The 13,518-nt window shown below is 63.8% G+C and carries 14 protein-coding genes; 5 read left to right on the forward strand and 9 right to left on the reverse strand.

Translation table 11 applies throughout. The features are described 5' to 3' along the window. The 4 genes from trpS to CXQ94_RS14480 all read right to left on the reverse strand — a co-directional run bounded on the left by trpS (nucleotide 1) and on the right by CXQ94_RS14480 (nucleotide 3,565). Entirely contained in the window at nucleotides 1–1,029 is a 1,029-nt protein-coding gene (gene trpS / locus CXQ94_RS14465) for a tryptophan--tRNA ligase (RefSeq protein WP_181034233.1), read from the reverse strand. A gap of 16 nt (nucleotides 1,030–1,045) precedes the next feature. Continuing rightward, nucleotides 1,046–1,888: an exodeoxyribonuclease III gene (locus CXQ94_RS14470; RefSeq protein ID WP_104091270.1), complete on the reverse strand. Its 843-nt coding sequence runs from the start codon at nucleotides 1,886–1,888 to the stop codon at nucleotides 1,046–1,048. 113 nt (nucleotides 1,889–2,001) lie between these two features. Then, a complete protein-coding gene (locus CXQ94_RS14475; protein ID WP_181034234.1) occupies nucleotides 2,002–2,610 on the reverse strand; it encodes a hypothetical protein in 609 nt (202 codons plus the stop codon). Nucleotides 2,611–2,770: 160 nt separating this feature from the next. Further along, nucleotides 2,771–3,565, reverse strand: a complete 795-nt coding sequence (locus CXQ94_RS14480; protein WP_104091271.1) for a GAP family protein — start codon at nucleotides 3,563–3,565, stop codon at nucleotides 2,771–2,773. Nucleotides 3,566–3,691: 126 nt separating this feature from the next. On the opposite strand from CXQ94_RS14480, the gene CXQ94_RS14485 reads away from it, so the two are divergent. Together CXQ94_RS14485 and CXQ94_RS14490 are read left to right on the forward strand one after the other, a co-directional pair. Beyond that, nucleotides 3,692–5,002 carry a sensor histidine kinase gene (locus tag CXQ94_RS14485; protein WP_104091272.1) on the forward strand — a complete coding sequence of 437 codons (1,311 nt, stop codon included), beginning with the start codon at nucleotides 3,692–3,694 and terminating at the stop codon, nucleotides 5,000–5,002. Further along, entirely contained in the window at nucleotides 4,999–5,706 is a 708-nt protein-coding gene (locus tag CXQ94_RS14490; RefSeq protein WP_104091273.1) for a response regulator transcription factor, read from the forward strand. Before CXQ94_RS14485 ends, CXQ94_RS14490 begins: the two co-directional genes overlap by 4 nt. A gap of 66 nt (nucleotides 5,707–5,772) precedes the next feature. Here CXQ94_RS14490 and CXQ94_RS14495 read toward each other — a convergent pair whose 3' ends face one another. The 5 genes from CXQ94_RS14495 to glyA all read right to left on the reverse strand — a co-directional run bounded on the left by CXQ94_RS14495 (nucleotide 5,773) and on the right by glyA (nucleotide 10,308). Further along, nucleotides 5,773–6,054, reverse strand: a complete 282-nt coding sequence (locus tag CXQ94_RS14495) for an SHOCT domain-containing protein (RefSeq protein WP_146070322.1) — start codon at nucleotides 6,052–6,054, stop codon at nucleotides 5,773–5,775. Nucleotides 6,055–6,200: 146 nt separating this feature from the next. Further along, nucleotides 6,201–6,866: a response regulator transcription factor gene (locus CXQ94_RS14500; protein ID WP_104091274.1), complete on the reverse strand. Its 666-nt coding sequence runs from the start codon at nucleotides 6,864–6,866 to the stop codon at nucleotides 6,201–6,203. Beyond that, nucleotides 6,863–8,041, reverse strand: a complete 1,179-nt coding sequence (locus tag CXQ94_RS14505; RefSeq protein ID WP_104091275.1) for a sensor histidine kinase — start codon at nucleotides 8,039–8,041, stop codon at nucleotides 6,863–6,865. The genes CXQ94_RS14500 and CXQ94_RS14505 overlap by 4 nt, the downstream gene beginning before the upstream one ends. Nucleotides 8,042–8,143: 102 nt before the next feature. After that, nucleotides 8,144–9,028 (reverse strand): bifunctional methylenetetrahydrofolate dehydrogenase/methenyltetrahydrofolate cyclohydrolase, encoded by an 885-nt coding sequence (locus CXQ94_RS14510; protein WP_104091276.1) that lies wholly within the window; start codon nucleotides 9,026–9,028, stop codon nucleotides 8,144–8,146. Further along, nucleotides 9,022–10,308 carry a serine hydroxymethyltransferase gene (gene glyA, locus CXQ94_RS14515; protein WP_104091277.1) on the reverse strand — a complete coding sequence of 429 codons (1,287 nt, stop codon included), beginning with the start codon at nucleotides 10,306–10,308 and terminating at the stop codon, nucleotides 9,022–9,024. Before glyA ends, CXQ94_RS14510 begins: the two co-directional genes overlap by 7 nt. Before the next feature lie 305 nt (nucleotides 10,309–10,613). On the opposite strand from glyA, the gene purU reads away from it, so the two are divergent. From purU to CXQ94_RS14530, 3 genes are all read left to right on the forward strand, one after another. Further along, nucleotides 10,614–11,489, forward strand: a complete 876-nt coding sequence (gene purU / locus CXQ94_RS14520; RefSeq protein ID WP_258067093.1) for a formyltetrahydrofolate deformylase — start codon at nucleotides 10,614–10,616, stop codon at nucleotides 11,487–11,489. A 139-nt stretch (nucleotides 11,490–11,628) separates the two neighbouring features. Continuing rightward, nucleotides 11,629–12,147, forward strand: coding sequence for a gamma carbonic anhydrase family protein (locus CXQ94_RS14525; RefSeq protein WP_104091278.1), 519 nt, complete (start codon nucleotides 11,629–11,631; stop codon nucleotides 12,145–12,147). 153 nt (nucleotides 12,148–12,300) lie between these two features. Continuing rightward, nucleotides 12,301–13,506, forward strand: coding sequence for an ROK family transcriptional regulator (locus CXQ94_RS14530; protein ID WP_104091279.1), 1,206 nt, complete (start codon nucleotides 12,301–12,303; stop codon nucleotides 13,504–13,506). The last annotated feature ends 12 nt before the right edge of the window (nucleotides 13,507–13,518 follow it).

Raw genomic sequence — 13,518 nt, forward strand, 5'->3', positions numbered from 1 at the left:
TTACCCGACCATCCCGAGCGGGGGCAGGAAGCCAACCTTGGCGTAAACGTCGGCCAGTGTCACCGACGCAATTTCGCGGGCTTTCGCGGCGCCCTTGGCCAGCAGTGCGTCCAGCTCGGCCGGGTCGTCAAGGAGTTCCAGGGTGCGTGCCCGGATCGGCTCAATGCGGGATACGACGGCGTCGGCCACGTCAACTTTCAGGTGCCCGTACATCTTGCCCTCGTACTCGCTTACCAGGGTGTCGGAGGTCTTCCCGGTCAGAGTGGAGAGGATTTCCAGCAGGTTCGTCACACCGGGCTTGGCTTCACGGTCATGGGCGATCACGGTGTCGGCATCGGTAACGGCGGACTTGATGCGCTTGGCCGTGACCTTGGGATCATCGAGCAAGTTGATCAGCCCGTTGGGCCCCGAAGAAGACTTCGACATTTTCGACGTCGGATTCTGCAGGTCATAGATGCGTGCACCTTCCTTCTGAATGAAGGCCTCCGGCACCACAAACGTGTCACCAAAGCGGTGGTTGAAACGCTTGGCCAGGTCACGGGCCAGCTCCACATGCTGGCGCTGGTCATCCCCCACCGGCACACCCTGGGGGCGGTACAGAAGAATGTCCGCCGCCATCAGCACAGGGTAAGTGAACAGACCCACGCTTGCCGCGTCGGCACCGCCCTTAGCCGACTTGTCCTTGAACTGCGTCATGCGCGCCGCCTCACCAAAGCCGGTGATGCAGTTCAGCACCCAGGCCAGCTGGGCGTGTTCGGGCACATGGGACTGAACAAACAAGGCTGACTTTTCCACGTCAATGCCACCGGCGATGTACTGTGCCGCCGTCTTCCGGGTCCGCTCCCGCAGCTCCGCCGGATCCTGTGCCACCGTGATGGCGTGCATGTCCGGGATGAAGAACAGCGTCTGGTAGTCATCCTGCGTCTTGACCCAGTTGACCAAGGCACCCAAATAGTTGCCCAGGTGCAGCGAGTCCCCCGAGGGTTGCATGCCGGAAAGTACGCGGGGACGGGAAGTGGTATCACTCATGGGGAAGGTGAGTCCTTTAGAACTTGTAGTCGACGACCAGCGGTGCATGGTCGGAGAAGCGGGATTCGTATGACTCGGCGCGGTCCACGACGGCGTCCGTTGCCAGGGCAGCCAGGCCCGGTGTGGCCATGTGGTAGTCGATGCGCCAGCCGGTGTCGTTGGTGAATGCCTGTCCACGGTTGGACCACCAGGTGTAAGGTCCATCGACTTCGCCGGCCAGTTCGCGTGCCACGTCCTTGTACCCGATCTCCTCGCCAAAGAAACGGTCAAAGTAGGCGCGTTCCTCGGGCAGGAAGCCGGCCCGTTTGACGTTGCCCTTCCAGTTCTTGATGTCCAAGGTTTTGTGTCCCACATTGAGGTCGCCCACCACCAGGGCGTGGTCGCTCGCGGCGGCCAGTTGCGGCAGCCGGGTGATCATGGTGTCCAGGAAGCGGTACTTGTCGTCCTGCTTGGGCGTTCCGGCCTCACCGGAGTGGACGTAGGCGCTAACCACGGTCAAGGTGGTGGGTGCGCCGTCGGAGCCGGTCAGGGCGTAGTCGGCCTCAACCCAGCGGCCGGTGGTGGCGAAGTAGTCCTCGCCGATCCCCACACGGGTGGCGACCGGTTCCAGGGAGTCCTTGCGTGAGGCGATCAAGACCCCGGCACGCCCCTTGGCCTCGGCCTCGGCGTGCAGGATGTGCCATTCTTCGCCCAGGAAGCCGTTGACGATCTCATCAGGTGCACGGACTTCCTGCAGGCACAAGATATCCACGTCGCGCGCGGCAAGCCAGTCGGCCATGCCGTGCTTGTAGGCGGCACGGATGCCGTTGACGTTGACACTTGCGATCCTCAAATGACCGTTTTCGCTTGCCTTGCTCATCTGTTCCACCTTACCTGTTTCATGGGACAACACCGGGGCGTTTTGTTGATGGTCGACGCCGGTGTCAGCGGACCGGGCCGCAACTCACCCTACGCCGTGGTTATGGAGCTGTGTTAGTCGAGGACGACGCCGGTGACGGGCTCGTCATCGGGGCCCGAGGTGGTGGTGGCGGTTTCGGCGGAGCGGGCAGCATTCTTCTTGTCCATGGCCGCATCCATTTTGGCTTCTTGAGCTTCCCAGTTGGGGTTGATCATGCCGCGCCCGTTGCGGGCCGTAATGTCAATCGTTTCCAGGGCGCGGGCCACCATGGCCTCGTCCTTGCCAAGGTACTCGTTGACTACGCCTACCTGGACGCTGATGATCTTGAACGAGTGGTCAAGTTTGAGCTGCTGCGCTTTGGCCGCGGAGCGGGACCCGGCGTCGTCGGAGACCAGGTGGGTGCCGCCGTCGGCCGGGGCATTGGCACTGTTCTGCTGCGCCATCTGGGCTTGGGCCAAGGCAACCTGGCGGGCGCCAAAGGAGGCCGCCTTGTGGACGCCGATGTAGACGGCAGTGGAGAGCGCCAACCAACCGAAGGCGATCACGGCAATGACCCAGCCCAGAACCGTGCTGTTGTTCGCGGCAAACACGATGGCCACCAGGAAAACGATGGCCAGCACAATGGTGCCCAGCCCGGTGAATTTGCTGGGTTTGGACATTTTGCCGGTTCCAAGAGAAGTCATACATTCATTCTCTCAAATTGCGGGGGCCCTGCCGAGCAGCTTCTCCACCGGCGAACGGGCAGCACCCGCGGCGCGTCCCCACGACGACGGCGTCAACTCGCCATGACGGCGTATCTTGGCCGGGGGTTTGGCGAGTTGGCGCCGTCGTGATGGCCGCCGCCTACTTGAACGGGTTCCAAGGCGCGCCTGGCGCCAATTCCGCGAGCCCGGTTCGAAGCAGCAAGAACCCCACGATTCCCACCACCCACAGCAATGCCTCGCTGGCGAACTTGCCCAATTTGTTGCTCAGACGCCACAGCACCGAGTCCAGGCGGGAACCAAAGGCCATGCGAAGGCTGAGTAGGACTACGGCGGGTGCGAGCATGAGCAGGCAATACACGGCAAGTACCCCGATTCCGGCCGCAAGTGGAACTGCCGCATCAGAGAGCGTGCCAATGGCCAGGAGGTAGGGAAGCATGGTGGGCAGTTCCAACAGACCAGCAATCAACGCCAGCGTCACCAGTCCCCCAGGGCTGCGTAGTGCCTTGGCTATTCTGATTTGCCAGGTGGCTTGGGATGAAGGAATCTCAGCGTCGGCCGCTGATATTGTCTCCGCGGTATCCTCCAACGTCCCTGTTGCGGGGACTTTAGCCATAGCCGGCTTTTTCGGCGATTCCGAGAACAGCGCGTAGATCAACATGGCGCTGCCTGCCACCACCAGGCCCCATTGGATGCCCGGTAGCTGCGTCAGGGAATCAGCACCCAGTCCGTTGAGGGCCCAGTCAGCCCCGCTGAGGAGCGCTACGCCTATCAGCAGGTAAAAGCCGGCAAGAACGCCGAGGTAGAGCAGTATCCGCGGCACAATCCGCCTCGCATCGGGGCGCAGCAGCAGCCACAGCGGAATGAGAAGCGTGCCAACGCTGGTGCTGTCTATGAGGGCCAAGAGGGCCAGCTGGGCATAAATGGGAAGGGTCATGACGTCAGCTTGACACCCGCTCCGTGGCCGCGGCGTCGGCCATCAGGCCCATCACATGTCATACCTTCGTAGCAGTATCGCCGTGCCCGCCTTGCCCTGCAGGCACTGTACAGAGAGGATGAATGCATGACTGAACAGGCGGCAATGCCCGCACCAAAGCGCGCATTCCCCACGCTCGCGTGGTTCAGGGCACTGCCGCAGATTCGGGGCATAAGGCGGGAAGACATCTGGCTGGCTGTCGGCTACTTCGCCACGTTTTGGATACTGGATGCGGTAAGTCTGGGCACAGGTGCGGACCTTGATCTACCCTGGCTAGCCCGGAACTGGGTTTGGTTTGCGGCCTTCGGGTGCATGAGTGTGGCGTTCCGCCGGACAGCAACCACCCTCATGGCAGTAATTTGCACGAGTGCCGCTGTGGTGTTGCTACTGGCGAACCAAGCTGCGGGCCTGCTGCTGGTCTTTGAACTCTTCTTCTCGCTGGTTTTGTTTGGCTCCCCAAGAGTTTCCCTGGCTGCAGGACGAGGCGCCGTGGGTTTGTCTGCCTTGTTGACGCTGGCGGTCTTTGCCCTAACGGCTAAGGCGGAACCTACCGTTGTGGCAGCCGTCGCGGCCACCATGACACTGCTCATGCCCGTTGAGTGGGCGGGAAACCTGCGCAAGGCCCAACGTCTGGCAGAAAGCGAGTCTGCCCGGGCCCAGGCAGTTCATGAAGCATCCGAACACCGTCTACTGGCCGCCAGAGCAGCCCATGAGCTGGTCCTTGAGCGTGAACGTCAGCATATGGCCAGGGAACTGCATGACGTGCTTTCTGGCCGGCTCGCCGCGATCGCCCTCCAGTCGGGAGCGGCCCTCCACACATTCTCATCTCACACCAGGGTTTTGGCTCAGATCAGGTCCGAGAGCGTTGCAGGACTGGATGAGCTCAATGGCATGATTCGACTCCTACATACCCGCGCCCTGGACGATACGGCTGGTCGAGTGGCCGACCTGCCGTCTCTTATCGAGACGTACCGGCTTGCGGGGGCGGCGATCACGTTCAAAAACTCACTGGACGACGACGATCTTCTGCCGCTGCAGCTGCAGACTGCCATCTACCGAGTTGCCGCCGAATCGTTGGTCAACGCGACCCGGCACGCTCCGGGCACATTGGTCGCCGTTTCCCTATCCCAGACCACGGACCGCCGGAACGACGCTGCCGGTGAGGCCGTACCCCAGATGCTACTGCGTGTGTCCAACGATCTTCCACATTCGGGCGAATCACGTGGCGGTAGCGGAACCGGAATTCCGAGCATGCATTTCCGGGCCGCCCACGCTGGGGGAACCATCGTTACCGGCCCTTGTGGGGGTAGGTGGCTTGTGGAGCTGCGGCTTCCAGCGCCGAACTTTGCCGAACCACAGCCGTCCCCTGCCCTGGCCCCGGAAGGAACGCTGGCATGAACCCTGATCATGGCACTGCCCCACGCCCCATCACCGTATTACTGGCCGATGACCATGCCGCCATCAGGCTCGGCATGCGCATGGTGGTCGAAACGGCCCCCGATCTGGAGGTGGTGGGCGAGGCAGGTGACGGCGCACTTGCCGTGAGCATGGCACGGTCCCTGCGTCCCGACGTCGTACTACTGGACTTGCGCATGCCCGTCATAGACGGAGTGCAAGCAGCCGGGCAGATCTGCGCGGAAAGCCTCGCCAAGGTTCTGGTGCTGACCACTTTTGACCACGACGAATACCTTTTCGGGGCACTGCGGGCAGGTGCCGCCGGGTTCTTACTCAAGAGTGCCGAACCGGCTGCCATCACCGAGGCCATCCGCCGCGTCCACGACGGGGATCACGTCATTGCCCCTGAGGTGACGTCCCGGATTGTTGCTGCGGCGCTGTCGGCAAATGGCGAAAGCTCACTGGGAATCCCGCGGCGCCCCGAGTTGGACGTCCTGACAGAGCGGGAACGGGAGGTCTACGACTGTTTAGGCGACGCCTTGACCAACTACTCGATCGGACGCCAGTTAGGCATCTCGGAGGCCACCGTCAAGACCCATGTGTCCCGAGTCTTGGCAAAACTGGGGCTGCAGTCCCGGGTGCAGGCCGCGCTCCACAGCCATGTCCCGGCGGGGCAGATTCGTGGCGACGGCGTCAACTCGCCATGACGGCGTATCTTGGCCGGGGGTTTGGCGAGTTGGCGCCGTCGTGATGGCCGCCGGAGTGCGGGGCGCCTATTTTTGCCCCGACCGGAGCACTTCGAGACGGGCCCGGTATTCGGTCTCGTCTATCTCGCCGCGGGCGTAGCGTTCCCGGAGCACCGCCTCGGCGCCTTGGTCCTGGTGCCACTGGTGGTTGCGGCGCCACCGGCGCGGGCCGAGGAAGATGAACAGGACGATCACCGCCAACCAGAAGAGCGGGAAGATCAGGAACCAGGCCCCGGCGCCGCCGTAGCCCCATCCGTGCATCATGGCAGGTGCTGCGAGCGCCGCATTGCTTGTAAGGGTGGTAAGCATGATGAGCCTTTCGAAAGTAGTTCGCAGCCGTCCGTCGGCCGTGGATTAACTCTTCCGTTGTGGGGCCCGTGGGGCGTCGCCCCCGGGGAGACTCTTTGTCCTGCGCCGTACTCCGGTTGGAGACGCCGACGGCGGAACCGGTGCGCTCAGTTGTTGGTGCCCGGTTGAACCAGGCCGGACTCGTAGGCCATGACCACGAGCTGGGCCCTGTCCCGTGCGGCCAGCTTGGTCATGATGCGGGAGACGTGTGTTTTCGCGGTGAGCGGGGTGATGAACAGGCGTTGTGCGATCTCCGCGTTGTTCAGTCCCTCCCCCACCAGCGCCAGCACCTCACGTTCGCGCCCGGTGATGGCGGCAAGCTCTGGTCCCCGTGCCGGCCTTGGGGCGATTGCTGCCATGGCGGTCATGAGCCTGCGGGCTACGGAGGGTGAGAGCAGGGCATCTCCTTCTGTCACGACGCGCACGGCCCGGAGGAGTTCTTCCGGCTCGGTGTCCTTGACGAGGAATCCTGCGGCACCCACTCTGACGGCCTGGACAATGTATTCGTCGAGTTCGAAGGTGGTCAAGATGATGATGTGTGTGCCCGCCAGGGCAGGGTCGCGCAGGATTTGGCGGGCGGCATCCAGACCGTCACCGTCGGGCATGCGGATGTCCATCAGGATGACATCGGGGTGTAGCGACCCGGCCAGGCGAACCGTTTCACGTCCTGTCCCTGACTCCCCCACCACCTCCATGTCCGGTTCTGCGTTGAGCAGGGCCCGGAAGCCGGCCCGCAAAAGCGCCTGGTCGTCCGCTATGAGAATCCTGATCATGGCTGCTCCCTGTTGTTCGGCCCGGTTCCTTGGGTCTCGACACCCAGGGGTATCTGTACACTCACCCGGGTACCGGGGTGTAGACCTGTCAGCGTCACGTTGCCGCCGACGGCGGTGACTCGCTCGCGCATTCCGCGCAGGCCGTTTCCTTCGGCGGCTCCCTGCAAACCGTGGCCGTCATCCTCCACTGTCACCTCCAGGAGTTGCCCCGCACCCGGAAGGGCGGCCGTGGGAACCACCCCCACGCGCAGCCACACCCTCGTGGCACCAGCATGCCTGAGCACATTGGTCACAGCCTCTTGAACCATCCGGTAGATGACCGCCTCGCCCGCCGGACCCAGGCTTTCGCGCAGAGCTTCGGGATCGACGTCGTACGCCAAGGAAGCGCTGAGGCCGGCACCCCTGGCGTCCTCCACCAGCTGCGGCAGGCGGGAAAGGGTCAGAGCCGGCTGCAACGGTGCGTCCCTGCGCAGCACGCCCAGCAGTTCCCGAACCTGATCCAGGGAATCCTTGCTGGCGCTCTTGATAGCTTCCAGTGCCGGTTTGAGCTGGTCTGGGTCGCGGTCGGCCAGATGCAGGGCCACGGAGGCGCGCACGTTGATCATGGACAGCGAGTGGGCCACCACGTCGTGGATGTCCCTGGCCAGGGTGAGCCGGTATTCGTCCTCGGCCCGGGCCTTGGCTTCCCTCTCCCGGGCGCGGCGCTGCTGCTGCCTGTCCAGTCTGGCCCGCAGGCCCTCCCCGATCAGCACCAGGATCACCAGCCACGCCGAGACAGCCACGGCCCGGAGCAGGGCGAGATCGCCCCCGAGGAGAACCGCCCAGGCCACCACCGCCACCACCACCGTGGCCGTCACCGACCAGCTGAAGATCCTTCTGCGCGCTGCCGTGGCAAGAATGATGGCCAGGGCCAGGGACAGCGGTGCCGGCCCCCACGGGTAGCCCAGCAAAAAGTAGGCGCCGGTCACGGCCAGGACGCCGGTGAGCATGAGTTCCGGGGCGCGGCGGCGCAGCAGCAACAGGGCCGGGCCGGCCAGCAGCAGCGCATACGCCAAGGCGTCCAGCTGGTGGGCGCCGGGCTGGCGAACGGCGGCAACATGGGTCCCAAAAACTTGGATGAGGGCGACCGTCACCGCCAGGACACCGAGGGGCGGACCCCTGCGCACAGTTCTCATGGGACGAGCGTAGTGCGCCGGCCGCGCACGCACATCACCCCCAACGCGCAGTCGCCCGTACTCCGGTGGGAGTACGGGCGACGTCGGTGGTGCTTGGTGAGGCTAGGCGCGCTCGGCGGCCTCAACCACGTTGGCCAGCAGCATGGCACGGGTCATGGGACCCACGCCACCCGGGTTCGGGGAGATCCAGCTGGCCACTTCCGCAGCAGCGGGCTCCACGTCGCCGGTGACAACTGCCTTGCCGTTGCCGTCGTCGACGCGGCTGACGCCAACATCCAGGACGATTGCGCCGGGCTTGAGGTCGGCTGCCTTGATCATGTGCGGGACACCGGCGGCGGCCACCACGACGTCGGCCTGGCGCAGTTCAGCGGCCAGGTCAACGGTGCCGGTGTGTGCCAAAACCACTGTGGCGTTGATGTCGCGGCGGGTCAGCAGCAGGCCCATGGGCCGGCCGATCGTCACGCCGCGGCCTACAACCACAACCTTCTTGCCGTTGAGGGAGATGCCGTGGCGCTCCAGCAACACGATGCAGCCCTTGGGCGTGCATGGAAGCGGGGACGTCATGGGACGGTTCACATTGGCCACCAGGCGCCCCAGGTTCATGGGGTGCAGGCCGTCGGCATCCTTGTCCGGGTCCATGGCTTCAAGCACCACGTCCTGGTCAATGTGCTTGGGCAGCGGGAGCTGGACAATGTAGCCGGTGCAGGCCGGATCCTTGTTGAGCGCACGGACGGCGGCCAGGACGTCATCCTGGGTGGCCGTCTCGGGCAAGTCGATGCGGATCGAGTTGATGCCAACCTCGGCGCAGTCCTTGTGCTTTCCGCCCACGTACCACTGGGAGCCCGGATCCGAGCCGACCAGGATAGTACCCAGGCCTGGGGTGACGCCGCGGGCAGCCAGTGCGCTGACGCGTTCGGTCAATTCCGCCTTGATGGCAGCGGCTGTGGCCTTGCCGTCAAGAATCTGTGCAGTGGACATGTTTACCATTCTTCCTGGCCGGGGTAGAGCGGGAAGTTGGCGGCAAGTGCCTTGACGCGGGCGCTGAGGGCGTCGACGTCGGCGCCGCCCTTCAGTGCTGCGGCAATGATCTCGGCAACCTCGGTGAATTCGGCGGCACCGAAGCCGCGGGTGGCCAGGGCCGGGGTGCCGATGCGCAGACCGGAGGTGACCATCGGCGGGCGGGGGTCGAACGGGACGGCGTTGCGGTTCACGGTGATGCCAACGCTGTGCAGGAGGTCCTCGGCCTGCTGGCCGTCCAACTTCGAGTTGCGCAGGTCAACAAGCACCAGGTGTACATCGGTGCCACCGGTCAGCACGGACACGCCGGCCTCGGCGACGTCTGCCGCGTTCAAGCGGTCGGCAATGATCTTGGCGCCTTCCAGGACACGGGCCTGGCGTTCCTTGAACTCTTCACCAGCGGCAACCTTGAAGGCCACGGCCTTGGCGGCGATGACGTGCATGAGCGGGCCGCCCTGCTGTCCCGGGAACACAGCGGAGTTGAGCTTCTTGGCCCATTCCTGCTTGGCCAAGATGACACCTGAACGGGGGCCGGAGAGGGTCTTGTGGACCGTGGAGGTGACGACGTCGGAGTAAGGCACCGGGCTCGGGTGCAGGCCTGCTGCCACCAAACCGGCGAAGTGGGCCATGTCGGTCCACAGCAGGGCGCCAACTTCATCGGCGATGGAGCGGAACGCGGCAAAGTCCAGCTGGCGCGGGTAGGCGGACCAGCCCGCGATGATGACCTGGGGCTTCTCGGCGATGGCCTGCTCGCGCAGCTTGTCCATGTCGATGCGGAAGGTGTCTTCCTCGACCTGGTAGGCGGCGACGTCGTAGAGCTTGCCGGAGAAGTTCAGCTTCATGCCGTGAGTGAGGTGACCACCGTGTGCCAGTGATAGGCCAAGGATTTTCTCGCCGGGCTTGATCATGGCGGCAAGGGCGGCGGCGTTGGCCTGGGCGCCGGAGTGCGGCTGGACGTTGGCGTATTCGGCGCCGAACAGGTCCTTCACGCGCTGGATGGCCAGGTTTTCGGCAACGTCAACATACTCGCAGCCGCCGTAGTAGCGGCGTCCCGGGTAGCCTTCTGCGTACTTGTTGGTCAGTACCGAGCCCTGGGCTTCCAGGACGGCGCGGGGGGCGAAGTTTTCCGAGGCGATCATTTCCAGCGTGTCGCGCTGGCGGCCAAGCTCGTCCTTGAGGACGGCGGCAATTTCAGGGTCCAGCTCGGAGAGCGGGGCATTGGTCACGGACTGGGTGGTGTTAAAAGACACGTAAGGCTCCTGGGTGGACGACACGAATAAACTCTTCTACGCCAGATTATCCGGTGAACGCCCAGCCCTGCCCGGAGCGGACGCCATGTGAAGCGCCAGTCTCAGTGACACACGTGTGTTAACCGCGTGTGCGGGATGGAAAGTTCACCACCAAATCCTTGTATTGGCAGTTGCGACCCCTCGTCCCAGGCGTACGATCCGTAGGGTCTTCGCTCGTGTTACTCCCCGGTGGTGTCCCACCTCATCGCCAGTTGCAACACGTTAATAGTAGTACACGCCCGCGCGGGGACTGTAACGTTGGGCGGGTGACTGACTTGATCCCCACCGGCCAAAACACCCCCCACGGCTATGTCCTGACGCTTTCCTGCGACGACAGGCCAGGCATTGTTCACGCCGTGGCTGGTTCCCTCCTGGAGGCCGGCTGCAACATCACCGACTCCCAGCAATATGGCAACCCGGACACCGGCACGTTCTTCATGCGTGTAGCCGTGGAAACCACGACGACGTTCAGCCGCCTGCGCGAGCACCTGGAGCAGGTGGGTGCCGAGTTCAACCTCAAGTGGCAGCTCCACAAAGCCGGCGCGCCCCTGCGCACCATCATTCTGGCCTCCAAGGCAGCCCACTGCATCAATGACCTGCTGTTCCTGCAGCGCTCGGGCACCCTTCCCATTGAGATCCCGGCGATCGTCTCCAACCATCGCGACCTTGAGCCGTTGGCGCAGTTCTACGGCATCCCGTTTTATTACATCCCGGTCACCGCAGACACCAAGGCCCAGGCAGAGGCTGCCCTGCTGGAATTGGTGGCGGAGCACGACGTCGAACTGGTGGTCCTGGCCCGCTACATGCAGGTCCTCTCGGATGACTTGTGCAACCACCTGGCCGGCAAAGCGATCAACATTCACCACTCGTTCCTGCCCTCCTTCAAGGGCGCCAAGCCGTACCATCAGGCCCACGCCCGCGGGGTAAAGATCATCGGCGCCACCGCACACTACGTGACGGCGGCACTTGATGAGGGGCCCATCATTGAGCAGGAAGTGATCCGCGTGGCCCATGGCCACTCCGTGGAAAAGTTCGTCTCGGTGGGCCGGGCCGTGGAGGCCCGGACACTGGCGCAGGCCGTTCAGTGGCACGCCGAACACCGGGTACTGCTGGACGGGCACCGCACGGTCGTCTTCGACTAGCCCCCACTCTGCCGCTATCTCTTGCCGAGGTAGACGGAACGCGCCGAATTGGTGGTAACTTGACGTCTACCTCGACCCTGGACCGTCTGTCTCGAGGCGTCCACGCGCTTTTGCCTACCCGCACCAGAGAAGGACCATCATGAACCAGCTCATCACCTTTGACGGCCACTCCCCCGCGGTGCACCCCAGCGCGTTTGTGGCACCCTCGGCGACCATCATTGGCCAGGCAACCCTGGACTCGGAGTCCAGCGCGTTCTACGGGGTGGTGGTCCGCGCGGACACCAACACCATTTCCGTCGGCTCCGGATCGAACCTGCAAGACAATGTGGTCCTCCACGCGGATCCGGGCTTCCCCACCAGTATTGGTAAAAACGTCAGCGTAGGACACGGCGCAGTGGTTCACGGGTGCACAGTAGAGGACGACTGCCTGATCGGCATGGGTGCGACCATCATGAACGGCGCCGTTATCGGCACCGGATCCCTTGTGGCCGGCGGCGCAGTTGTCCTGGAAGGTGCCATCATTCCCCCAGGCTCCCTGGTGGCCGGTGTCCCCGGAAAAGTGCGGCGTGAACTGACTGCCGAGGAACGTGAGCACGTGCGCGAAAACGCCGCCCAGTATGTCGTATTGGCTGGCAAGCACAAGGCGCTTCACCAGTAGGCCCAGACGTTGCGTTCCATTGTTTTGAGTTGCGGCAGGACACCATAACGGGCCCGCTCCAGGGGCCAAATCATTAGTTCATACGTTGAACAAAGTGATTAATATTGCATTAACTTCTTGACTCCAAGTGCACGATGGTGCAATGTTCTTCCTATGGCCGATGAAGACCGCTCCCCCCAATTGACTCTTAGCAGGGTTCGCAATCCCGGATCGCAAGCCTCACTTCGGCACCGAAACCAGCAGCGGCTCACGGTTCAGCTACTCAAGGGTGGACCGGCAACCCAAGCCGAACTCGCCCGCAGCACGGGCCTTTCCACGGCGACCGTTTCCAACATTGTCAAGAGCATGGCCGCCGCAGATCTGGTCACCCTGACACCAGTTACCAGTTCCGGCCGGCGAGCCATGTCCGTGCGTTACAACGGCGGCGGCGCCATCGCTGCGGGCATCGACTTTGGGCGAACCCACGTCCGCGTGGTGCTGGCAGACACCGGATACCACGTGGTGGCAGAAGAGGAAGTGCCTCTTCCCCGGGGGCATCAGGCCGCCGAAGGCATTGCTGCGGCCTCCAGACTGCTGAAAAAACTGATGGCGGAGGCTGGCATTTCCCGGGCTGAGCTGACCGGGGCCGGCGCAGGGATTCCGGGCCCGATCGACGGCCGCAATGGCAAGGTTGTCCACGGCGCCATTTTGCCCGAATGGGTCGGCATCAATCTCCATGATGAACTTCATGCGGCCCTGAAGATTCCCGTCTTTGTCGACAACGACGCGAACCTCGGCGCCTTGGCGCAGCTCACCTGGGGAGACCAGGGCGGCGTCAAAAACCTGGTGTTCGTCAAAATTGGCAGTGGCATCGGTTCGGGCATCGTCCTGAACGGTGAGCTGTTCCACGGTAGCTTCGGCGTGACGGGCGAGATTGGCCATGTGACCATCGATGAGCACGGGATAATCTGCCACTGCGGCAACAGGGGCTGCCTGGAAACCATCGCCTCCACCGCCACCATGGTTGCCCAGCTCAGCCGCGGACTCACGACACCGATCTCCACCGCGGATATCCTCCGCCAGGCTGCGGCGGGCGAACCGGCAACCCTGCGCATCATCGACGACGCCGGTGCTGCCGTTGGTCGCGCCCTGGCGAACGTGGCCAACCTGATCAGCCCGAGCGTCATCGTCATTGGCGGCCCCTTGGCGGAACTTGGCGAGCTACTGCTGTCCCCGATCCGCCGCGGATTGCTGCGCCACGCCGTCCCCGTCATCGGAGACAGCCTCACACTCGCCATGTCCCCTTTGGGTTCCCGGGCTGAGGCCCTTGGCGCGGCGGCACTGGTGTTCCAAAACGACCCCGCAACGTTATTGTCCTAAACCGTTACCATC

Origin of the sequence: Arthrobacter sp. GMC3 (assembly GCF_002929305.1) — a bacterium.
GTDB lineage: Bacteria > Actinomycetota > Actinomycetes > Actinomycetales > Micrococcaceae > Specibacter.